Source organism: Actinomadura terrae (assembly GCF_022751215.1).
Lineage (GTDB): Bacteria > Actinomycetota > Actinomycetes > Streptosporangiales > Streptosporangiaceae > Spirillospora > Spirillospora terrae.
Map to the genome: position 1 here is coordinate 359,368 of NZ_JAICDG010000005.1, position 20,698 is coordinate 380,065.

Annotated in this window: 20 protein-coding genes; 2 read left to right on the forward strand and 18 right to left on the reverse strand. The window is 70.5% G+C overall.

The window, feature by feature from the left end:
- The first annotated feature begins 39 nt into the window (after window positions 1-39).
- The gene (locus K2F47_RS30645; protein WP_242909343.1) at window positions 40-414 is read left to right on the forward strand and encodes a VOC family protein; all 375 of its coding nucleotides are present in this window, start codon (window positions 40-42) and stop codon (window positions 412-414) included.
- Here K2F47_RS30645 and K2F47_RS30650 read toward each other — a convergent pair.
- Window positions 404-997: an NUDIX domain-containing protein gene (locus tag K2F47_RS30650; RefSeq protein ID WP_242909344.1), complete on the reverse strand. Its 594-nt coding sequence runs from the start codon at window positions 995-997 to the stop codon at window positions 404-406. The two genes, K2F47_RS30645 and K2F47_RS30650, sit on opposite strands and share 11 nt — an antisense overlap.
- Window positions 998-1,109: 112 nt before the next feature.
- On the reverse strand, window positions 1,110-1,442 hold the full coding sequence (locus K2F47_RS30655) for a hypothetical protein (RefSeq protein WP_242909346.1): 333 nt from the start codon (window positions 1,440-1,442) through the stop codon (window positions 1,110-1,112).
- Between the two features lie 287 nt (window positions 1,443-1,729).
- Here K2F47_RS30655 and K2F47_RS30660 point away from each other — a divergent pair, with 287 nt between their 5' ends.
- Window positions 1,730-2,059 carry a hypothetical protein gene (locus K2F47_RS30660; protein WP_242909347.1) on the forward strand — a complete coding sequence of 110 codons (330 nt, stop codon included), beginning with the start codon at window positions 1,730-1,732 and terminating at the stop codon, window positions 2,057-2,059.
- 133 nt (window positions 2,060-2,192) lie between these two features.
- On the opposite strand, the gene K2F47_RS30665 is transcribed toward K2F47_RS30660, so the two are convergent.
- From K2F47_RS30665 to K2F47_RS30740, 16 genes are all read right to left on the reverse strand, one after another.
- Complete coding sequence (locus K2F47_RS30665) at window positions 2,193-2,957, reverse strand: N-acyl homoserine lactonase family protein (protein WP_242909349.1); 765 nt, start codon at window positions 2,955-2,957, stop codon at window positions 2,193-2,195.
- Window positions 2,954-4,003: an Ldh family oxidoreductase gene (locus tag K2F47_RS30670; RefSeq protein ID WP_242909351.1), complete on the reverse strand. Its 1,050-nt coding sequence runs from the start codon at window positions 4,001-4,003 to the stop codon at window positions 2,954-2,956. Before K2F47_RS30670 ends, K2F47_RS30665 begins: the two co-directional genes overlap by 4 nt.
- A gap of 1 nt (window position 4,004) precedes the next feature.
- Entirely contained in the window at window positions 4,005-5,438 is a 1,434-nt protein-coding gene (locus tag K2F47_RS30675; RefSeq protein WP_242909353.1) for an aldehyde dehydrogenase family protein, read from the reverse strand.
- Entirely contained in the window at window positions 5,435-6,865 is a 1,431-nt protein-coding gene (locus K2F47_RS30680; RefSeq protein ID WP_242909355.1) for an amidase, read from the reverse strand. The genes K2F47_RS30675 and K2F47_RS30680 overlap by 4 nt, the downstream gene beginning before the upstream one ends.
- Before the next feature lie 55 nt (window positions 6,866-6,920).
- A complete protein-coding gene (locus K2F47_RS30685; RefSeq protein ID WP_242909357.1) occupies window positions 6,921-8,333 on the reverse strand; it encodes a 3-oxoacid CoA-transferase in 1,413 nt (470 codons plus the stop codon).
- Window positions 8,330-8,773, reverse strand: coding sequence for a Zn-ribbon domain-containing OB-fold protein (locus K2F47_RS30690; protein WP_242909359.1), 444 nt, complete (start codon window positions 8,771-8,773; stop codon window positions 8,330-8,332). The genes K2F47_RS30685 and K2F47_RS30690 overlap by 4 nt, the downstream gene beginning before the upstream one ends.
- Window positions 8,770-9,945: a thiolase domain-containing protein gene (locus tag K2F47_RS30695; protein ID WP_242909361.1), complete on the reverse strand. Its 1,176-nt coding sequence runs from the start codon at window positions 9,943-9,945 to the stop codon at window positions 8,770-8,772. Before K2F47_RS30695 ends, K2F47_RS30690 begins: the two co-directional genes overlap by 4 nt.
- On the reverse strand, window positions 9,942-12,275 hold the full coding sequence (locus K2F47_RS30700) for a CaiB/BaiF CoA-transferase family protein (protein ID WP_242909363.1): 2,334 nt from the start codon (window positions 12,273-12,275) through the stop codon (window positions 9,942-9,944). The genes K2F47_RS30695 and K2F47_RS30700 overlap by 4 nt, the downstream gene beginning before the upstream one ends.
- A gap of 162 nt (window positions 12,276-12,437) precedes the next feature.
- A complete protein-coding gene (locus K2F47_RS30705; protein WP_242909364.1) occupies window positions 12,438-12,857 on the reverse strand; it encodes a Zn-ribbon domain-containing OB-fold protein in 420 nt (139 codons plus the stop codon).
- 12 nt (window positions 12,858-12,869) lie between these two features.
- Window positions 12,870-14,045 carry a thiolase family protein gene (locus K2F47_RS30710; RefSeq protein ID WP_242909365.1) on the reverse strand — a complete coding sequence of 392 codons (1,176 nt, stop codon included), beginning with the start codon at window positions 14,043-14,045 and terminating at the stop codon, window positions 12,870-12,872.
- A 9-nt stretch (window positions 14,046-14,054) separates the two neighbouring features.
- Window positions 14,055-14,735: a GntR family transcriptional regulator gene (locus K2F47_RS30715; RefSeq protein WP_242909366.1), complete on the reverse strand. Its 681-nt coding sequence runs from the start codon at window positions 14,733-14,735 to the stop codon at window positions 14,055-14,057.
- A 100-nt stretch (window positions 14,736-14,835) separates the two neighbouring features.
- The gene (locus K2F47_RS30720) at window positions 14,836-15,906 is read right to left on the reverse strand and encodes an ABC transporter ATP-binding protein (RefSeq protein ID WP_242909367.1); all 1,071 of its coding nucleotides are present in this window, start codon (window positions 15,904-15,906) and stop codon (window positions 14,836-14,838) included.
- A gap of 5 nt (window positions 15,907-15,911) precedes the next feature.
- Window positions 15,912-16,919, reverse strand: coding sequence for an ABC transporter ATP-binding protein (locus K2F47_RS30725; RefSeq protein ID WP_242909368.1), 1,008 nt, complete (start codon window positions 16,917-16,919; stop codon window positions 15,912-15,914).
- Complete coding sequence (locus K2F47_RS30730) at window positions 16,916-17,836, reverse strand: ABC transporter permease (protein ID WP_242909369.1); 921 nt, start codon at window positions 17,834-17,836, stop codon at window positions 16,916-16,918. Before K2F47_RS30730 ends, K2F47_RS30725 begins: the two co-directional genes overlap by 4 nt.
- Window positions 17,833-18,777 (reverse strand): ABC transporter permease, encoded by a 945-nt coding sequence (locus K2F47_RS30735; protein ID WP_242909370.1) that lies wholly within the window; start codon window positions 18,775-18,777, stop codon window positions 17,833-17,835. Before K2F47_RS30735 ends, K2F47_RS30730 begins: the two co-directional genes overlap by 4 nt.
- Window positions 18,778-18,905: 128 nt before the next feature.
- Window positions 18,906-20,489 (reverse strand): ABC transporter substrate-binding protein, encoded by a 1,584-nt coding sequence (locus tag K2F47_RS30740; RefSeq protein WP_242909371.1) that lies wholly within the window; start codon window positions 20,487-20,489, stop codon window positions 18,906-18,908.
- Window positions 20,490-20,698: the final 209 nt, after the last annotated feature.

The window sequence follows — 20,698 nt, forward strand, 5'->3', positions numbered from 1 at the left end:
TCCAAACTAGTGAATCCACCCCTACAGAGGAGAGCAGCGATGACTGAGCAGGACCAGGCGCGCATCACCGGCATCGGCACCGTCGCCGTTCCCGTCAGCGACCAGGACAAGGCCCTCGAGTTCTACGTCGGCGTCCTGGGACTGGAGAAGCGGCTGGACGTTCCGCTGGAGCAGATCGGCGGGCGCTGGATCACCGTCGCCCCGGCCGGGTCCGAGACCACCATCGCGCTCGTCCCCGGCGCGTCCAAGGGCGTCGACACCGGGATCAGGCTCACCGCCGGCGACGTCCCGGCCGTCCACGCACGTCTCAAGGAGCAGGGCGTCGACGTGGACGACCTCCTCCAGTGGCCCGGCGTGCCGCCCATGTTCACCCTCAGGGACCGCGACGCCAACACCCTGATCATCATCGGCTAGCCCCGCCCCGCACGGAGCCCAGCTTCCTCAGGAAACGATCCATTCCCGGGTCGGTCGCGCCGTCCGGCCAGGAACCACGGTCATCGACCGGCGCCCATCGGACGTCGCCGAACTCGCGCGGGTCGGTCGTGACTCGCCCGTCGCGGTCGGCCTGAAAGACGAACCACATGGTCACGTCCGTATGGCTGTGGTCACCGCGGGTCTGCGTGACGGTGAGGAAGAAGGGGTCGTCGCCGAACGCGGAATGGAATTGCGGCCGAATCCGCAATTCCTCCGCCAGCTCGCGCGTGATCGCTCTGCGGGGGTCTTCGTTGTCGTCGACATGGCCTCCGGGGAACAGCCATGCCTGAGCGAGTCGGTGTGCGACGACCATGACCGAGCGGGTCGGCTCGTCCAGAAGGGCCGCGTATACGGCCAGGTGGCGCGGCGGGACGTCCGGCTTCCGGACGCGGAACAGCGGGGCGCCGGAATCGACCCAGTCGAGCGTCCGCCGCTGGTCGGCGGCCTCCTGCCCGTCGCCGGGCGTGACCCTGGTGAGCAGGTCTCGGACGATCCGCCGGGCGTTGCCCGCTGCCGACGACATAGGGGGTCCTCGCTGGTGGGCTGCGATGCACGGACCCGACTTATTGTCGCCTGAGTTCGGTCGACGCGGTGCCGGTGGGGTGTGGGGGCACCCCGCCGGCAGGCGGGCCCTGTTAGCGGTGGAAGAGGACGCTGTGGGGGAGATTTGAGGCGGGGAAGGATTTGGACTGGCCGGGGCTGAGGGTGCTGTGCGCGTTTTCGCAGCCGCGGTCCGAGAAGAGGGACGCGGTGGCGTTCGTGGCGTTCCTCGCCCTGTCCGCGCCCTGGAGCAGCAGGCGGCATTCGCCGTCGTCGGGATTATTGATCTCCAGGTCGCCGGATTCCGGCGAGTGGTAGAAGAATGTGCCTGTTGCGGCATATGCATTCGCGGTGAAGGCGCCAATGGGCAGCGCTAGTCCGGTCGCGATTATCGCGGTCGTGGCGCGTAGGCGCTTGAAGCGGGTCATGTCGTCATTTCTCCCCGACGGGTGAGGCGGGGAAGCTCACATGACGATAAGAGGGGCCCGACCGCGGGACGAGGCAACTACCACTTGCGGGTGGCTTGTGACGATCTGTGTCGCAGGTATATCGCGCGAGATCGGAATGTGACCGGACTTCTCGCCCAAATAGGGCACATCTGGCGTGGTAATAGGCATCGGACGGGATTGATATGGCACCTTCACCACTACGGTCACGTTAAGTAGTGGAGTATGAGCACTCGGTAGCAAGTCCCCGTCTTTCGAGAGGAACACCGATGCGTCTGTTCACTCCGCTCGCCGTGGCCGCGGGCGCCGTGGCGCTGAGCGCCGGCCTGGCCACCGCCCCCGCCCAGGCCGCCGCCCCGCAGAGCCCCCCCGCCAGGGTCGTCTTCAACTGTGCCGAGGCGGGTCCCGTGCCGCTCATCTACCCGCCGTGGGTCAACGGGCTCGACTGCACTCCGCCCCTCGTCGGCCACTTCCAGAACGTGCAGATCAACTTCCCGCACGGGGACTCCTGGCGCTGCGCGCACGCCCAGTCCCGTCCCGGGCGGCACCCGGGGTTCGTCGACGTGCTGGGCAAGGACTGCCGCGCCGTGAACGACTAGCCCGAGGACCCCCTCAGCGGCGCCGGACGCATGATGCGCGCACACCACCGGACAGGTCACCGGTCGCGCTCGGCGAGCTGAGGGCGCTTCACCGATACCCTGCCTCCCCGGTTCCCGGGGAGGCAGGGTGCTTTCAGGTCGGCGGCGCGGTGGAGTGGAAGAGGGGGCTCGTCAGGGCCCGGTGGTCGTGGCTGGGAATTACCTCGCAGTCGAGGGACGCCACGTATTCGAAGGTCTCGTAGCATTCGATCAGGTTGGTGTGGATGGTCGGCGCGATGCTCTGGCGCCAGTTTCCGGAATGCCAGTTCTCGTAGACGCCGATCGCGTCGCCCGCGAGGAGGTAGCGGCCGTTGTCGGCTTCGACGAGGACGCCCTGGGAGCCGGGAGTGTGGCCCGGCATCGGGACGACCGTGACGCCCGGGCAGATGCGCTGCTCGCCGGCTATCGCCTCGGTGCGGTCCCAGGCCGACATCCAGGGGGCCTGGAGGCCGGGCAGTTTCTCGTAGGCGCGTTCGTGGATCGGGAGCGGGTTGATCGCGTATTCGAGTTCGCGGCGGTTGACGAGGACGCGGGCGTTTCTGAACAGGGCGTTGTTCGAGCAGTGGTCCCAGTGCAGGTGGGTGTTGACCACGTAGTCGATGTCGTCGGGTTCGATCCCGGCCTCGCGCAGGACGGTCTCCGGGGTCTCCTTCGGGTCGCGCGCGAAGTCGTAGGCATGGTGCCGCCGGACGTATTCGGGCTCCAGAGTTCCGGTGTCCACGATCACGCGCGTCCCGGCGGACTCGATGACGAACATGAACATGATGATGTCGATGGTCTCGTCGCTCGCCGAGCCGTAGACGGCGGCGGGCAGCGGGACGTCGCGGGAGCGTCCCACGCGGAACGGGGTCACCTTCATCGGTCCACCAGCACTTCGACTCCCAGGGAATCGGCGACGCGGCGCAGGTCGGTGAGGGTTCGTTCGGGGAGGAGCAGGCCCTCCCGGAGGTTGCGCGCCTCGGCCAGGGCCTCCAGCTCGCCCGGGTAGCGCACTTCTTCGGCGCCTTCGCGGGAACCTGATTTCAGTTCCGCCACGAGGGTCTCTATCCGTTCCTCGAACTCGGCCGGCGGGCCGAAGGCGGCGATGTCGAGGGCCATGTAGAGGTGGCCCGAGCGGCCGGGATGCTCTGACTGGTAGGGGCCGTTGACGAGGGAGCCGAAGCCGCTCCCGCTGAGCACGCCGGACAGGACGTCCATCATCACCGAGATCCCGTATCCCTTGTGCCCGGCCATCGGCAGCACCGTGCCGAGCAGGGCCTCTTCCGGGTCGCGGGTGGGGGCGCCCTCGGCGGTGACCGCCCAGCCGTTCGGGATCTGCGCGCCCTGGTTGCGGGCCAGGTAGATCTTGCCCCGGGCTACGGCGGTGTTGGCGATGTCCAGCACCATCTGGCGGTCGCCGTCCAGGGGCGCGGCTATCGACCAGGGGTTGCTGCCGACGAGTTTCCCGCGGCCGTCCCAGGGGGCCATCGCGGGGCTGGAGTTCGTCGTCAGGATGCTGATCTGGCCGCGCGGGGGCGCCATTCTCGTGAAGTAGGCGGCGGTGCCGAAATGGTTGGAGTTGCGGACGGCGACGACGCCCACGCCGTGCCGGGCGGCGCGGTCGACCGCCGTGCGGGCGGCGTGCGCCGTGATGACCTGGCCGACGCCGTCGTGGCCGTCCAGGGTCAGCACGGCGCCCAGGTCGGAGACAATCTCGATCTTCGTCTCCGCGTGCATCACGCCCGACCGGATGCGGTCGACGTACCAGCCGACGCGCAGCACCCCGTGCGACTGGTGGCCCCACAGGTCGGCCTGGACGAGGCTGTCGGCCACCAGCGCGGCGTCCTCCAGCGGGACGCCGGAAGCGGCGAAGATCTGTGTGGTCGCTTCGCGGAGTTCGCCGGCGGAAATCCGGGCGGACGCCACTTCAGGCCCCTGCCGGCTCGACCAGGATCAGCCTTTCCTCGCTCATCTCGCGGACGGCGTAACGCGGCCCCTCGACACCGTACCCGCTGTCCTTCACGCCGCCGTAGGGCATGAGGTCGGCGCGGGTACTGGACGGCGAGTTGATCACGACGCCGCCCATCCGGAGGGTCTGCGCGGCGGTGAGGGCGGTGTTGAGGTCGCGGGTGAAGATGCCCGCCTGGAGGCCGTAGGGGGTGTCGTTGACGGTCTCGATCACGGCGTCCAGGTCGTCGAAGGGGACGACGGAGACGACGGGCGCGAACGCCTCCTCGCACAGCAGCCGCGCGCGGGACGGGACGTCCACCAGGATCGTCGGGCTCATCACCGGCCCCGACCGCTTCCCACCCGCGACGACGCGGGCGCCCTGGCCGACGGCCGCCTCCACCCACTGCTCGGCGCGCTCGGCCGCGGCCTCGCTGATCATCGGGCCGATGTCGGTCGCCGGGTCCTCGGGGTCGCCGACGACGAACTTGGCGGCGGCGGCCGACAGCGCTTCGAGGAACTCCTCCAGTACGTCCGCGTGGACGTAGAGGCGCTGCACCGACGTGCACACCTGGCCCGACTTGCGGAACGCGCCGCGCGCGCACTGCGCCGCGGCGGACGGAATGTCGGCGTCCCGGCAGACGATCGTCGCGGACACGTTGCCGCACTCCATCGTCGCGCGCCGCATGCCGAGCTTGGCGGAGATCGCCTTGCCCGCGGCGGTGCTGCCGGTGAACGTCACGAAGTCGACGCGCTCGTCCTCGACGAGCGCGGTGCCGACCGGGTCGCCGGGGCCGAGCACGAGGCCGATCAGCCCAGCGGGCAGGCCCGCGTCCAGCAGCATCCGGCAGAGCGCGGCGGCCGCGACCGGGGTGAACGGCGACGGCTTGACGATCGCCGCGTTCCCGGCGGCCAGCGCGGGGCCGACCTTGTGGGCGACGGTGTTCAGCGGCGAGTTGAACGGCGTGATCGCGCCGACCACGCCCACCGGACGGCGGATCGTGAACGCGAGCCGGTGCGCGAAACCGGGCGCGGCCTGGATCGGGACGACCGAGCCGTCGATCCGCTTGGCCTCCTCCGCCGAGATCAGCATGGTCTGGACGGCCCGGTCGGTGTCGCCCAGGCAGTCCTTCACGCTGAAGCCGGACTCGCGCGCCACGTCCAGCGCGAGGGTCTCGCGGTTGTCGGCGATCATGCCGGACACCGTCCGCAGGATCTCGAAGCGCTCCAGCGGCTCCAGCGGCGTCTTACTGGCCTCGCGGGCGGCCGAGACGGCGTCGCCGACCATCTCGACGGTCGCGTCGGAGGCCGCGGCGATGGGCTCGCCGGTGAACTTGTGGTGCACCAGGCGTTCCTGGTCGGTCGTCAGCCATTCGCCGTTGATCAGGTTGGCGACGGTGGGCAGATCTGTCATGACGGTCGTCCTCTCGTCGTTGCCCGCGCCCGCGACGCCTCGGCCACCGGGGACCAGCCGGTGTGCCGTTCGTAGGCGCGGCCCACCCGCAGGACGCGGGCGTCCTGGTGGCGGGGGCCCACGATCTGGAGCCCGGCGGGAAGCCCGGCAGGGGTGACTCCGCACGGCACGCTCAGCGCCGGCTGCCTGGTCATGTTGAAGGGGTAGGTGTAGGGCGTCCAGGACGCCCAGACGTCCGACTGCTCGGGGGTGGGCCCGTTGCGGCCCGCCGGGAACGCGACGCACGGGACGGTCGGCGTGACCAGCACGTCATAGGTCTCGTGGAACCTCGCCATCCTCAGGCCGAGGTCCGCGCACACCGCCATCGCGTCCAGGTAGGAGACGGCGCTGATCCGGCGGCCCCGCTCCCCGTACTCCAGCAGCGCCGGGTCGACGCGGGTGAGGTGGTCGGGCTCGAACGGACGGAGCGTCCGCGCGATCCCGGCGCACCACAGCGTCTGGAAGGCCGCGACGGGGTCGGCGAAGACCGGCTCGACTTCGCGCACCCGCGCGCCGAGGCCCGCGAGCGTTTCGACCGCCGCCGCGGCCAGCGCCTCGACCTCGGGATCACCCCGGCCGTAGCCGAGGTCGGGCGAGTATCCAATGGTCAGCCCGGCGACGCCGTTCTCGATCCCCTCGGTGAACGAGCCGCCCGGGTGGGTCCCCGCCGCCCAGTCGCGGTGGTCGGGACGGGCGAGGACGTCGAGCAGCGTCGCCGCGTCCAGCACCGACAGCGCGATCGGGCCGCGGTGCGACAGGTGCCCGTTGCTGCCGGGCGGGAACGCCGGGACGAGCCCGCCGGTCGGCTTGAGCCCGACCGTCCCGGTGAAGGCCGCCGGGACGCGCACCGATCCCCCGCCGTCGGTGCCGACCGACCAGGTGCCCATCCCGGCCGCGACCGCCGCCGCCGATCCGCCGCTGGACCCGCCGGGCGTCAGCGCCGGATCCCACGGGTTCCTCGTGATCCCGAAGCGGCCGGAGTCGGTGACGCCCTTCCAGCCGAACTCCGGGGTCGTGGTCTTGCCGAGGATGACGGCGCCCGCCTCGCGCAGCCGCGCCACGCTCGGCGAGTCCTCGCGGCCCGGGACCGGGTCGCCCGACAGCCAGCTTCCGCGCAGCGTCGGCCAGCCCCGGGCCTGTTCGAGATCCTTGACGGTGGTGGGGACGCCGTCGGCCGGGCCGCGCTGGGTCCCCGCCGCCCAGCGCGCCTCCGACTCGGCGGCCGACCGCACCGCGCTTTCGGCGTCGACCAGCACGAACGCGTTCAGCTCGGCGTCGCGTGCCTCGATCGCGTCCAGCGCGGCGCGGGTGGCCTCGACCGGCGAGATCTCGCCCCGCCCGTAGGCCTCCACCAGCTCGGCGGCGGTCATCCCGAGGAGATCGGACATGGGGACCCCCTAGGTCCGTGGCCTGCCGAAAGGACGATCCACCCGCCCGGGACGATCAGCTCGCCGCGGGCGCATCCGCCGCCGCGCCTTCCGCGTCCAGGCCGATGATCGGGAACTCGGTGAGCTCGGCGACCTCGGCCTCGGTGAACCCGGGCGCCACGTACTCCAGCTTGAAGCCGGCCTCGCCGCGGCGCAGCACGCACAGGTCGGTGACGACGATGTCCACACAATCCAGGCCGGTCAGCGGGTACTCGCACTCCTTGACGAGCTTCGGCCGCCCCTTGGAGTCGAGGTGGGTCGTCAGCACCATCACCGTGACGTCGCCCGCGACCAGGTCCATCGCGCCGCCGATACCGCCGCCGATCATGTTCGGCGTGCTCCAGTTGGCGAGGTTGCCCGCCGCGTCCACCTGGAACGCGCCGAGCGCGACGAAGTCGACCTTGCCGCCGCGCACCATCTCGAACGAGGTCACGCTCTCGAAGAACGAGGCGCCCTTCTCCAGGTGGACGTACTGGCCGCCCGCGTTGTAGATCTCGGGGTTGTAGTCGTCGCGACCCGCGATCGTGCCGTAGCCGAGCACGCCGTTCTCCGAGTGCAGGACGATGTCGCGCCCGGAGATGTAGTTCGAGATCAGCGTGGGGATGCCGAGGCCCAGGTTCATGTAGCTGCCGTTGGGCACGAGGCCCGCCGCGACCTCCGCCATCTGGAGGCGGGTCAGGCCGGGCTTGCCGTTGTAGGTGCGGGCGCTGTCGGCGCCGCGCCCCTCCCTCGGCGCCATGTGGTCGTGCGGGACGTCCACGGTCTTGCGGACGACCCGGCTCACGAAGATCCCCGGCAGCCCGACGGTCTCGGGGTCGAGCTCGCCGTCGACGATCTCGTCCACCTCGGCGATCGCGATCTTGGCGCCCTTGGCGAACGCGGGCATGAAGTTGCGGCCGACGCCCTCGAACGACAGGTTGCCGAACCGGTCGGCCTTGGTCGCGCGGATCAGCGCGTAGTCGACCTTCAGCCCCATCTCCAGGACATGCTCGACCCCGTCGATCACGCGGGTCTCCTTGCCCTCCGCGACGGCGGTGCCGACCGCGGTGCGGGTGAAGAACGCCCCGATCCCGGCGCCGCCGGCGCGCAGCCGCTCGACCAGCGTGCCCTGCGGGACCAGCTCGACCTCGATCTCACCGGCGGCGATCTGCTTCTCGGCCGCCGAGGTCGCCTCGCCCGCCCGCGCGGAGAACGACACGATCAGCCGGTTGACCTGCCCGTTCTCGATGAGCGTGTTCGAGCGGTAGTCGCCCGTGCCGAGCGAGTTCGCGACGATGCACAGCCTTTTCGCGCCCTGCTCGCGCAGCGCCACGGTCAGGCTCGTCGGGAAGCTGTGGGTCATCCCGAACCCGGCGATCGACACCGACGCGCCGTCCGGGACGTCCGCCACCGCCGCCTGCGGCGACTCGTACACCTTGTTGATCGTCATGCCTGGCTCCCTGCCTTCGCGCGCACCGGACGGAAACGGGGCAGTGCGCTGCCGTGTCCCGTGTCCTCGAACACCACCTCGACCTCGTCCCCGATGCCGACCGCCGTGACGTCGCAGTCGACGATGTTGGTCATCACCCGAGGTCCCTCTTCAAGCTCCACATAGGCGAGGACGTAGGGGGTGACGCCCTTCCACTCGCCCCCGGCCCGGTGGACGACGCTGTAGGAGTAGACGGTTCCGCGTCCGGTGAACTCCTCCCAGCGCGTGTTGGTGCTGTGGCAGAAGGGGCAGATCGGACGCGGGTACCAGATCGCCGACCCGCAGTCGTCGCACCGGCGCCCGAGGAACCTCCCCTCGGCCGTCGCCTTCCAGAACTCCTCGGTGTCGGGGTTCACCACCGGCCGGGCGGCGGGGAGAACCGGGCTCCGAACCTCACTCATTTGGCTTCCCTTCCGAGGATCATGGTCGCGCTGCGCATCCGGGTACCGAGGTCGCCGCCGTTGCCGTGGACCAGGGCGATCTCGCAGTCGGGCACCTGCACGCCCGCGTTGGCCTCGCCGCGCAGCTGCCGCACCGCCTCGATGATCTTGGTGACGCCGCCGCGGTGGCCGGGGTGGTTGTTGGCCAGCCCGCCGCCGTCGGTGTTGAACGGCAGCCGCCCGTGCGGGGCGACGAGCGCGCCGTCCATGACGAACCGGCCGCCCTCGCCCTTCTCGCAGAAGCCGAGGTCCTCCAGGATCTCCAGGACGGTGATCGTGAAGCTGTCGTAGATCGACACGTAGTCGATGTCGCGGACCGTGACCCCGGCCTGCTCGAACGCGCGCGGCCCGGACCAGACCGCGCTCGTGTAGGTCAGGTCGAGCCGCCCGCCGTTGGTCAGCTTCGCCGACTCGCCCTGGCCCATGACCCGCACCGGCTGCCGCTTCAGGTTCTTCGCGATCTCCTTGCTGACCACGACGAGCGCGCCGCCGCCGTCGGTGACCAGGCAGCAGTCGGCGCGGTGCAGCGGGTCGGCGACCATCGGCGAGTTGACGACGTCCTCGACCGTCAGCACCTTCTGGAAGAAGGCGTGCGGGTTGTGCGAGGCGTGCTTGGTCGCGGCGACCTTGATCTCGGCGAGCTGCTCGCTGGTCGTCCCGTACTCGTACATGTGCCGCTGGGCCGCGAGAGCGTAGGTGCTGACCAGCCCGGCGCCGGTGAACATGCCCATCTCGAAGGAGTCCTCGGGACGGATCGGGCCGCCGCCGCCCGGCTGGATCCCCGTCCGCGGCTTGCCCGCGAGCGTGATCAGCGCGACGTTGCACTTGCCCGCCGCGATCGCCGCGATCGCGTGCGAGACGTGGTAGATCGGGGAGGCGCCGCCGCTCTCGGTCGAGTCCATGTAGGTGAGGTCGCGCAGGCCGAGGTACTCGGCCATCGAGACCCAGCCGCCGCCGTAGCCCGGCGCGTCGTGGCCGCAGAAGTAGCCGTCGACGTCGTCGAGCGTCAGCCCGGCGTCCGCGAGGGCCCCGATCGCGACCTCGGCGTGGATCTGGGCCAGCGACTTGTCGGGCAGCTCCCTCCCCGGATGTTCGTAGGCGCCGATGATCACGGCGGCATCGTTGACGTTCATGTCGTTCCTCCCGGACGCTGGGACGGCACTTGCGCGGGCGCCGGCACGGGCGCCGCGACGGGCGCCGCGTGGGGCCAATGGGGGGCGCGGGCGTCGGCGTCGTGTTCGCCTAGCCGCGGCGCCGGACGTGGCTGCCGCGGCTCGTGGCCCAGCAGGCGCAGCGGATACCCCTTCTGGCGGCGGGGCCCGTCGAGGAAGACCCGCCGAAGTCTGAAATGTGGGTCCTCGGCCCGTTCCCGGGCCGTCTGGACGGGCGCGGCCGGGATACCGGCGCGGGTCAGCTCGCGCAGGCACTCCTGTTTCGAGCGCCCGCGCGTCCACGCGGTGATCGCGCCGTCCATCTCTTCGTGGTCGCGCTCCCACCAGGACGCCGGCCGGTCGGCGGCGTGACCGGCGCCGACCAGTGCGGCCAGCGCGGCGCGTTCCGCGTCCGCCGTGCAGGCGATCGCGATCCACTGGTCGTCGCCCGAGCACCGGTAGACGTCGTGCGGCGTGCTGCCGGGACGGCGGTTGCCGGTCGGCTGTGGAACGGTCCCGGCGGCGAGGTACTCGACGATACGGTCCGCGAGAGTCCAGCTCACCAGCTCGCGCTGGGAAACGTCAAGGTAGGTGCCGCGCAGGCCCTGGGCCAGGCAGTAGGCGATCATCCCGGCGCCGAACAGCGACACGAGCTGGTCGGGGTAGTTGATGTCCGCCGACGACCACATCGGCCTGTCGCCGGGGTAGCCCGTGACCGAGGCCAGGCCGGAGAGCAGGTCGAGCGTCGATCCGTAGGAGCGGACGCCCGACTCGGGGCCCGACTGCCCCTGGCTCGACAGGGACAGGTAGATCAGGTCCGGGTTGACCTCGTGCAGCGTCCCGGGGTCGATGCCGAGCCGGCGCGTCACGCCGACGGTGAAGTTCTCGATCAGGACGTCCGCGCGGGCGACGAGCCGCCGCATCTCCGCCCGGCCATCCTCGGACTTCAGGTCGAGCGTGATCCCGAGCTTGCCCGCGTTGTTGGACTCGAACAGCGGCGACTCCTCGGTGACCTCGGCGTCGGCCGAGGTCGGCGAGGGCCACAGCCGGAACGCGTCCGGCCGTCCCATCGACTCGATCTTGACGACGGTGGCGCCGTAGTCGGCGAGGAGCCGTCCGGTGGCGGCGCCCGCGGTGATCGTGCCGAGGTCGAGGACGACGACGCCGTCGAGCGGGGCGCGGTCGGCGCCGTCCGGCACGGGCTCGGCGCGGCGCGGCGGGGGGATCTCGCCGGTGTCGGCGTCGGCGAGGCTCGGCGGGGGGCCGAACCGCCACGGCAGGCCGGTGACGGGGGCCAGCCCGCCGTCCCGTCCCGGTTCCGGGAAGAACGAGCGCGCCCGGTACTGCGGGTCGGACGCGAGGTCGGCCAGGTCCGCGCTGTAGCCGAACGGCAGGCCGAGGCGCTGCGCGTCCTGGTAGATCTCGCGCTTGGGGTGCCGCGCGGCCCACCGCTCGACGACCGGCCACCAGGCGTCCATCCGTTCGAAGCGGACCTGGTCGCTGCGCAGCTCGGGGTCCTCCAGCGCGGGGTCGCCGACGAGCGAGACGAAGGCGTCCCACTGCTCGGGCAGGAAGATGATCCCGACCCAGCCGTCCGCCGCGCGGACCGTGCGCCAGCGGCCGCTGTTCGTGCCCGTCCGGCCGGGGACCTGGCCGGTCTCGGCGTAGACGACGTCGCTCTTCCAGTCGATGTAGGCGGCGACGTCGCACAGCGCGACGTCGACGACGTCCCCGCCGGGCCGCCGCGCGGCGAGCATCGACCCGTAGAAGCCGACGAACGCGGCGGCGTGCGCGGTCTGCTCGCCGCCGAGCGCCAGCGGCGCCCGGTCGGGCTCGCCGACCATCGCGGCCAGCCCGCCGTAGGCCTCGGCGAGCAGGCTGTCGGCGGGGGCGTCCGACCTTGGGTCGGCCATGCCGTAGCCGGTGATCGCGACGACGACCAGCCGCGGGTGGTCCGCGCGCAGCCGCTCCGGGGCCAGGCCGGTCTCCGCCGCGCGGGCCGGGCCGAGGCCGGTGATCACGATGTCGGCCGCCGCCAGCAGCGCGGACAGCCGGGCCCGGTCGTCCCCGTCCGCCAGGTCCAGCTGGACGCTGCGCTTGTCGGCGTTCAGCGCGGCGAAGGCGTGGCTCAGGCCGTTCGCGTCGACCGGTTCCCGCGTGCGGAGCGGATCTCCGCCGGGCGGCTCGCACCGGGTGACGTGGTGGCCGAGGCCCGCGAACAGCCGTCCGCAGACCTGGACCGCCGCGCCGTCGCCGAGTTCGACGACCCGCAGGGGCCTCCCCCGACCCCCGGTACGGGATCTCTCGCTCATCGCGGACCCGCACCCGCGCGGTCGGAAACGCAAGCCGAGGTCACCGCTTCGTGCACACAATCATGATCAGGTAGCGAATCCATGGGAAATACAACCTCACATGCCTATGGGCGGCCGCGCCGCCGGCCGGGGCCGTTCCGCCCGGCCGGCGGCGCGGTCGGCTCACGCCGCCGCGCCGATGCTGAATTTCAAAACGGGCCGGTCTCCGGCAATGGGCTGGAAGACCGCGTGAACCTGCTGATCGATCTGTGGTTCGGCCGTGCCGTCGGCGAGCACGCTGATCACGAGCGGCCCTTCGGCGAGCCGCACGTACACGAGTCGGTAGGGGACCTCGTCGGCGAAGGCGGCGAAGTACTTCTGGTGCATCGTGCACCAGGACCAGATGGTCCCGGTGCCGCTCACGGCCTCCCAGGAGGCCTCGCCGGAAAGGCACTCCGGACACAGCGGCGCGTCCGGGAAGCGGTGGCGGCCGCAGGCCGAGCATTTCTGCAACCGCAGCTCTCCGGCGGCGAGGCCGTCCCAGTACGGCTGGTTTCGTGGGGTGATATCGGGAAGCAGCTTCGCGTACGCGGCGACGTCCATCGGCGTGCCCTTCTAGTCGGCCGTGAAGATGTGCGACGTCACGATGGGCGATACGCACATGTACTGCACGGTGTCGCAGTTCTCGACCTGCCGGTCGCCGGCCTCCCCGCGGACCTGCCGCACCGCTTCCACATGGAGCGCGAAGCCCTGCATGTAGCTCTCGCTCGTGTGGCCGCCCGAGGTGTTCATGGGCCGCTCGCCGCCGAGTTCGATCCGGCCGTCGCGAATCCATTCCCAGGAGGTGCCGCGCGGCGCGTGCCCGAAGCCCTCCAGCGTGAACAGGATCGTCGGGAGGAAGTTGTCGTAGACCTGCATGCAGTCGATCTGGTCGGGCCCGATCCCGGACTTCTTGTAGAGGTACTCGGCGACCGCCGCGCTCGTGGCGTAGTAGAAGTCGGGGCTGATGTAGCTGCGGCCCAGTTCCGCGCGGCCCGCCGTGGCGGCCACCCGGACGGGCTTCTTCCGCATTCCCCGGGCGCGGTCCATCGATGTGACGATGAACGCGACCGCGCCGTCGTTGATGATGCAGTAGTCGAGTTTGCGCAGCGGCGCGGAGATGTACCGCGACGCCAGGTACTCGTCCTTGGTGATCTCCTGCTGGAACACCGCGATCGGGTTGCGGGCGCCGTTGGCGCGGTTGTTGATCGCGAGGGGGGCCAGCGCGTCCTCCGGGGCGCCGTACAGGTGCCGGTAGCGCTGGTACATCATCGACAGGTACGCGCCGGTGGAGGTCATGCCGTACATGGCGTCGTAGGCCCCGGCGGGGTCGGCGTCGCCGCCGCCGTACTTCGTGCCCGCCGTCCGGCCGTTCGTCGCGTACACGACGGCGACGGTGTGCGCGGCGCCCGACTCCACGAGCGCGCACGCCTCCTGGAGCGCGACGCCGCTCATCCGCCCGGTGCCCTCCAGGTCATGGACGAACCCCGGGCCGGTGAGACCGGTCATGTCGCCGAAGGGACCGTACTTGATGTTGACGCACAGCAGCCCGTCGACGTCCTTCTGGGTGGCGCCGCAGTCCTCGAGCGCGTCCCTGAAAGCCTCGGCGGCGAGTTGGTGGACATCGTTCTTCTGGCTCTTGTCGGCGTACAGCCGCCGGAAGTCCGACGTGCCGACACCGACGATCGCCACGTCTTTCATGGCCATCGCGATATCACCCTTGTACTCGTGCAGGTCGTGGCCCGCGGCCACGAAGTCGCGCTATGACGTCGGGTGCTCTTTCTCCAGGATCTCGACGGCTTCGAGCGCCGCCTTCGCGGCCGCGCGGATATGCCGGTGCGCGGCCTCCGCCGCCCGCTCGGGCGAGCGCGCGCTGATCGCCTCGCCGAGCTCGACGTACTCCTGCACCGACGATTCGAGCCGTCCTGGAATGGTCACGGAAAGGCTGCGCAGCGCGTGGATACGGGTGTGCAGCGGGCCGAGCATGGAGGCCAGCAGCGAGTTGCGGGCGCCCGCGACGAGCAGCTCGTCGAACTCGTATATGGCCTGGAGCCGCTCCTCGCCGCGCGGGCGGGGGCGGGTCTTCTCCACCAGCTCGGCGACCTCCTCGTCGGTCGCGCGCAGCACGAACAGCTCGGCCGCGGCCGGCTCCAGCGCGTCGCGGACCTCGTAGATCTCCCGTACCTCGGCGCTGCCGAGGCGCGCGACGCGGACGCCGCGGCTCGGCGAGGGCTCCACGAGCCCCAGGGTCTGGAGGTGCCGCATGGCCTCCCGGACCGACGTACGGCTCACGCCGGTCAGCTCGACGAGCTCGCGCTCGGTGAGCTTGCGGCCCGGGGGGAGCAGGCCCGAGGCGATCGCGTGCCTGATCCGCCGGACGACCATCTCGGGAATGGACTCGGTGGGGCGGTCGATCAGCAGGTCGAGCTTCGGGTCGGTCACGGCAGTCCCTTACTTTTGTCTGACGTACTACAGACTACGTCTGCCAGCAGAAGGCGGTCAAGGTGAGCCGGATCACGGGTCAGGAATGCGGATCGCCGCCTCATGCCACCGGTCCCGGCTTCTTCGGGAGGGCGCCGAGCGGCGCCCCCGCCAACATAGGACCGCTCGTTTGCAAATGGCACGAGACTTCTCCACCGCCCTCCACAACGGTCGGCTCGGGGACCCGCTGCCGGCAGATGTCCATCACGTGGGCGCACCGGGTTTGGAATGGGCACCCCACCGGAGGGTGCGCCGGATCGGGCAGGTCCCCCTCCAGCACGATCCTTTCCGATTTCCGGCGCGGATCGGGAATCGCCGACAGCAGCGCCCGAGTGTAGGGATGCGCGGGCGCGGTGTAGACCCGTTCCGCCGGACCGGTCTCGACGATCCGGCCGAGGTACATCACGCCGACCCGGTGCGAGATGTGCCGGACGATCGCGAGGTCGTGCGCGATGAACAGGTAGGTCAGCCCGAACTCGGCGCGCAGCCGCTCCAGCAGGTTGATGACCTGGTTCTGGGTGGAGACGTCCAGCGCGGACACGGCCTCGTCGCAGACGACGAAGCTCGGCTTCAGCGCGATCGCCCGCGCGATCGCGAGCCGCTGGCGCTGCCCGCCGGAGAACTCGTAGGGATAGCGGTCGGCGTAGCTGGCGCGGAGGCCGACCATCTCGATCAGCTCGTGCACCCGCTCGCGCGCGTCCCGTCCCGAGAGCCTCTCGTGGACGATCAGCGGCTCGGCGATGCTCGCCGCCACGGTGGCGGACGGGTCCAGCGACGAGTACGGGTCCTGGAAGACCATCTGCATGCTCCGCCGCGCCATCCGCAGGGCCCGGCCGCGCAGGTGCGTGACGTCGTGCCCGGCGACCGTGATCGACCCGCCCGCCGCCGGAACCAGCTTCAGCAGCGCCCGCCCGGTCGTCGACTTGCCCGACCCCGACTCGCCGACCAGGCCGAACGTCTCGCCCTGGGCGATGTGGAAGGAGATGTCGTTGACGGCGCGGACGACCCTCGGGGCCGCGAGCGTCCGCCGCTTGCGGAACACGACGCTGAGGCCGCGGACGTCCACCAGCGGCCCGGACGCGGGCACCGGCTCCGGCGAACCGGGCGCCGGGACCTCCGCGCTCGACTTCATGACGCTCATGGGGAACCCACCAGACGCAGTTGCTCAGTACGGCAGCAGCGGCAGCCGCGGCCCTCCTGGACGATCCGGAACTCCGGCGGCGCGGCCGTGCACTGCTCGTTCGCGTGCCCGCACCGGGGGCTGAACCGGCACCCCTCCGGCATCCGCCAGGGCTCGGGGGTGCGGCCGGGGATCGTCGGCAGCTCCTCGCCCCGGACGCCGAGATGCGGCATCGCGCTCAGCAGCCCCGCCGTGTACGGGTGCTTCGGCGTGTCGTACAGGTCGAGCGCGGGCGCGGTCTCGACGACCTCGCCCGCGTACATCACAACGACTCGGTCGGCGAGCTCGGCGACGAGCCCGAGGTCGTGGGTGATGAACAGGATGCCGCAGCCGGTCTCGTCGCGCAGCCGCGCCAGCAGCGCGACGATCTGCGCCTGCACGGTCACGTCGAGGGCGGTCGCGGGCTCGTCGGCGATCAGCAGCTTCGGCTCGCACGCCAGCGCCATCGCGATCATCGCGCGCTGCCGCATGCCGCCGGAGAACTCGTGCGGGTAGTCCCGGACGCGGTGGCCCGCGTCCGGGATGCCGACGAGGTCGAGCATCTCGGCGGCGCGGGCGAACGCGGCGCGCCGCGAGCCGCCCTTGTGCCGCCGGTAGCCCTCGGCGATCTGGTCGCCGATCGTGTAGGCGGGGTTCAGGCTCGTCATCGGCTCCTGGAAGATCATCGAGATCTCGTTGCCGCGGATGTCGCGCAGCTCCCGCTGCGGCATGCCGATCAGGTCGCGGCCCCGGTAGCGGACGGCGCCGCCGGGTGTCCGGGTGTAGGCGGGCGGCAGCAGCCGCAGCACCGACAGGCTCGTGACGCTCTTGCCCGAGCCGGACTCCCCCACCAGGCCCACGATCTCGCCGGGCCCGACGTCGAAGGACACGCCCGCGACGACGTTCGTCCAGCCCCGGTCGGTGAGGAAGTCGACGTGCAGGTCCTCGATCTCCAGCAGTTTCTGAGGGTCTTTCTCGGACGTCATGACGCCTTCCTCGTCTCCCGGCCGAAGGCGTCCCGCAGGCCGTCGCCGATGAGGTTGAAGCACAGGGTCGCGATCGCGATCGCGATGCCGGGATACACGGCGAGGGACGGGTTGCCGCGCATCTCCAGGAACGCCTGCCCGAGCATGCTCCCCCAGCTCGCCGTCGGCGGCAGCGCGCCGAGGCCGAGCAGGCTGATCGTCACCTCGGCCAGCAGCGCGGACGCGAGCAGGAACGACAGCTGGACGAGCGCGGCGGGCAGGATGTTCGGCAGCACCCGTTTGCGCAGGATCATCAGGCTCGGCGTCCCGATGCTGGTGGACGCCTCGATGTAGACCGCCCGCCTGACCTCCATGGTGCTGCCCCTGACCACGCGGAACATCCGCGGCGCGTAGACGATGCCGAGCGAGGTCATCGCGGTCGTGAGCCCGGGCCCGACCGCCGCGATGATCGCGATGGTCAGGATGATCGCGGGGAAGGCCATCAGCACGTCGGCGGCGCGGTCCAGCAGCCAGTCGACGATGCCGCCGAAGTAGCCGGCGAGCAGGCCGAGCGGCAGGCCGATGGCGGTGGCGATCGCGACCGCCAGCCCGGCCGCCGCGAGCGACACCCGGCCGCCGTGCATGAGCCGGCTCAGCGTGTCGCGGCCGAGCGTGTCGGTGCCGAGCCAGTGCTCGGCGGTCGGGCCCGACAGCCGGTCGCCGATGTCGACCTGCGCCGGTCCGTAGGGGGCGAGGAGCGGGGCCGCCGCGGTCACGATGATGATCGCCAGCAGCAGCCCGAAGCCGGCGACGGCCGATTTGTTGCCGCCGAACCGGCGCAGCAGCGCGCGCCCGCGGGACGCGGGGACGGCGGCGTCGTTCTCCGGTTCCGGGACCGGGTCCGGTTTCCTGATGTCCACGCTGGGGCTTCGCGTCATGACACCTTGACCTTCGGATTGAAGTAGCCGTACGAAAGGTCGACCGCCAGGTTGATGAGCATGATCAGAATGGCCGTGATCAGCAGGATTCCCTGCACCATCGGGAAGTCCCGGGAGAACACCGAGAAGTAGGCCAGCTTCCCGACGCCGGGCAGCGCGAACAACTGCTCGATGACGACGGTCGCGCCGATCAGCCGGTTCGCCTCGACGCCGAACGCGGTGACCACGGGGACGGCGGCGTTCTTCAGCACGTGCTTGACGACGAGGCGGCTCGGGTGCAGTCCTTTCGCGCGGGCCGTCCGGATGAAGTCCTCCTGCATGACCGAGGTCACCGACGCGCGGGTCTGCCTGGCGACGACGGCGGTCGGCACGGTCGCGAGCGAGAAGGCCGGGAGGATGAGGTGCTGGAACCATTCCAGCGGGCTTTCGGTGAGCGGCACGTAGCCGACGGCCGGAAGCGTCCGCATCTGAATGGCGAACACGAGCACGAGCATCATGCCGACCCAGAAGTAGGGCAGCGACATGAACGCGCTCGCGGTGACGGTCGAGAGCCGGTCCGCCCAGGTGCCCGGGCGCAGCCCGGCCGCGAGGCCGAGCGCGAGACCCAGCACCGCCGCGATGACCAGCGTCAGGACGACCAGCGAGAGCGTGACCGGGAACCCGGAGGCGACCGCAGAGCGGACGCTCTGCCCGTCCACGAAGGACTTTCCGAGGTCGCCGTGCAGCGCGCCGGTCAGCCAGCTCCAGTACTGGGACATGAACGACTTGTCGAGGCCGAGCTGTTCGCGGATCGCCTGGATTCTCTCGGGCGTCGGGTTGTTCCCGGCGAGCGCCACCTCGGGCCCGCCCGGCACCAACGCGATGAGGCTGTAGATCAGGAAGCTGACGATGAGCAGCATGGGAACCATCGCCAGGAGTCGGACGGACAGCAGACGCAGCACGCCGGGGCCTCCGTTTCTGTGGTGGCGGATTCCGGCCGGGCACGGTCATCGCGGAAGAGCACCGTTCTCGCGGAAGGGCACGGTTTTCGCGAAAGGGCACCGGCCGGAACCCGCCCGCTATCGGCGCGTCACTTCTTCTTGACCGCGACGCCGCGGAACTGGCGGGACCCGTCGACGAAGACCTCGACTCCCATCACCCTGGAGTTCATCGCGAGAGGCGTGTTGAGATGGCACAGCGTGACCGGTGAGGCAGCGTCGTCGTGCGCGGCCCGGAACAGCTGCTTGTAGATGGCCGCGCGGCTCTCCCGGTTCTCGGCGCCCTGCGCCTTGGCGGCGAGGTCGTTGATCGTCGGATTCGAATAGCCGCCGGGGTTGCTGAACCCGTCCGCGCCGTAATAGGACGAGATCTGGATGCTCGGATCGGCGTCGGCCTTCTGCTGCACCATAATGGCGTCCACCGACTTGTTCACCGAGAAGCCCTCCATCAGTTTGGGCAGCTCGACCGGCCGGATCGTCATCTTGACGCCGATCTCTTGCAGGTTCGCCTGGATGAGCTCCGCCACCCGCTGGTAGGCGTCGAGGTTGTCGGTCTCCAGCGTGAAGTTGAAACCGTTCTTGATCCCGGCCTTGGCGAGCAGCTCCTTCGCCTTCGCGGGGTCATGCGGATAGGCGTTCCCCGTCAGCGAGGGGTCGGAGGCGTAGTAGGTGGAGGGGAACATCTGCACGCCGGGCTGGCAGAATCCGCCCTGGAGTTCGTTCACCGACGCGCGGTCGATGGCGTAGTTCAGCGCCTGCCGCACTTCCTTCTTGTCGAACGGCGGCCGTTTGACGTTCAGCGCGATCGTGAAACTCGCGAGGCTCGGCTTCTGGCAGACGGCGAGCCCCGCGTCCTTGGCGGGCTTGTACATGCTGGAGCGCAGGAACGTGACGTCGGCCTGCCCGGTGATGGTGGCGTTCAGCCGCGCGTTGTCGTTGCTGGAGATCAGGAAGACCATCTTCGCGACGTTGACCGCCGCCGGGTCCCAGTAGCCCTTGACCGGCGTGTACTCGACCTTGGTGTTCGGCTCGTAGCCGGTGACCTTGAAGGCGCCCGACCCGCCGGTGGGCATCCGCGCCTGGTTCGGGTCGTCGAAGACCTTCGGGCTCATCATCATGCCCGCCGAACTGCCGAGGATTCCGATGAGCGGGGCGGCACCGTTCTTCGTGCGCACGCGGACGGTGGCGGAGTCGACGACCTCGACCGAGGCGACGTCCTGGAGCGCCTGCTTGTTGAAGCTCTTGGCGTCGCGGTGCCGGTCGATGTTCGCCTTGACGGACGCGGCGTCGAACGCCGTCCCGTCGTGGTATTTCCAGTTGTCGATGAGCGTCAGCGTCAGCGACTTCCCCTTGTCGCCGATCTTCCACTTCTTCGCCAGCATCGGCTTCGGCTCGCCGTTCGCGTCCATGCGGATGAGCGTGTCGTAGACCGGATACAGGTACATCCAACTGTTGCTGGTGGTGATCTTGTCCGGGTCGAAGCTCGTGTTGGCGACGCTGTACATCCACGTGAACGTGGCGCTCTTGTCGATCGCGGCCTTGTCGACCGGGGGGCACGCGACGTTCTGCGCCGGTTTGCCCGCCCCGGTGCCGCCGCTGTCGTCATCTGCCGCGCTGCACGCGGTCGTGAGGGTGAGCAATGCCGCGGCTACCGCGACGAAATGCCTTTTCCGCATCAAGGAGTCCTCCGAACCAAGATGTGGGAGGGGGAAACGCGGGTGGGGGGTGGCCTTTTGCGGTCCGGATGGCGCGGTATTCCGCGTCCGGAGGGGACGGGGCCTGATCGCTCGCAGGGTTCCTGCGTCCGGAGGAGACGGGCCCGATCGCTCGGAGGGTGGTGGCGGAGCGGACTGCCACGGGGTCGCCGTGGCGACGTTTGTACTTT

Bases quoted from the DNA above. Each gene is read 5' to 3' on its own strand.
- K2F47_RS30660 (WP_242909347.1), top strand. From the start codon at position 1,730: ATGCGTCTGTTCACTCCGCTCGCCGTGGCCGCGGGCGCCGTGGCGCTG.
- K2F47_RS30705 (WP_242909364.1), bottom strand. From the start codon at position 12,857: ATGGACGTCGCCGCGTACGCGAAGCTGCTTCCCGATATCACCCCACGA.
- K2F47_RS30685 (WP_242909357.1), bottom strand. From the start codon at position 8,333: ATGACGATCAACAAGGTGTACGAGTCGCCGCAGGCGGCGGTGGCGGAC.
- K2F47_RS30740 (WP_242909371.1), bottom strand. From the start codon at position 20,489: ATGCGGAAAAGGCATTTCGTCGCGGTAGCCGCGGCATTGCTCACCCTC.
- K2F47_RS30650 (WP_242909344.1), bottom strand. From the start codon at position 997: ATGTCGTCGGCAGCGGGCAACGCCCGGCGGATCGTCCGAGACCTGCTC.
- K2F47_RS30665 (WP_242909349.1), bottom strand. From the start codon at position 2,957: ATGAAGGTGACCCCGTTCCGCGTGGGACGCTCCCGCGACGTCCCGCTG.
- K2F47_RS30680 (WP_242909355.1), bottom strand. From the start codon at position 6,865: ATGTCCGATCTCCTCGGGATGACCGCCGCCGAGCTGGTGGAGGCCTAC.
- K2F47_RS30695 (WP_242909361.1), bottom strand. From the start codon at position 9,945: ATGAACGTCAACGATGCCGCCGTGATCATCGGCGCCTACGAACATCCG.
- K2F47_RS30720 (WP_242909367.1), bottom strand. From the start codon at position 15,906: ATGAAGTCGAGCGCGGAGGTCCCGGCGCCCGGTTCGCCGGAGCCGGTG.
- K2F47_RS30645 (WP_242909343.1), top strand. From the start codon at position 40: ATGACTGAGCAGGACCAGGCGCGCATCACCGGCATCGGCACCGTCGCC.
- K2F47_RS30675 (WP_242909353.1), bottom strand. From the start codon at position 5,438: ATGACAGATCTGCCCACCGTCGCCAACCTGATCAACGGCGAATGGCTG.
- K2F47_RS30690 (WP_242909359.1), bottom strand. From the start codon at position 8,773: ATGAGTGAGGTTCGGAGCCCGGTTCTCCCCGCCGCCCGGCCGGTGGTG.
- K2F47_RS30730 (WP_242909369.1), bottom strand. From the start codon at position 17,836: ATGACGCGAAGCCCCAGCGTGGACATCAGGAAACCGGACCCGGTCCCG.
- K2F47_RS30655 (WP_242909346.1), bottom strand. From the start codon at position 1,442: ATGACCCGCTTCAAGCGCCTACGCGCCACGACCGCGATAATCGCGACC.
- K2F47_RS30700 (WP_242909363.1), bottom strand. From the start codon at position 12,275: ATGAGCGAGAGATCCCGTACCGGGGGTCGGGGGAGGCCCCTGCGGGTC.
- K2F47_RS30725 (WP_242909368.1), bottom strand. From the start codon at position 16,919: ATGACGTCCGAGAAAGACCCTCAGAAACTGCTGGAGATCGAGGACCTG.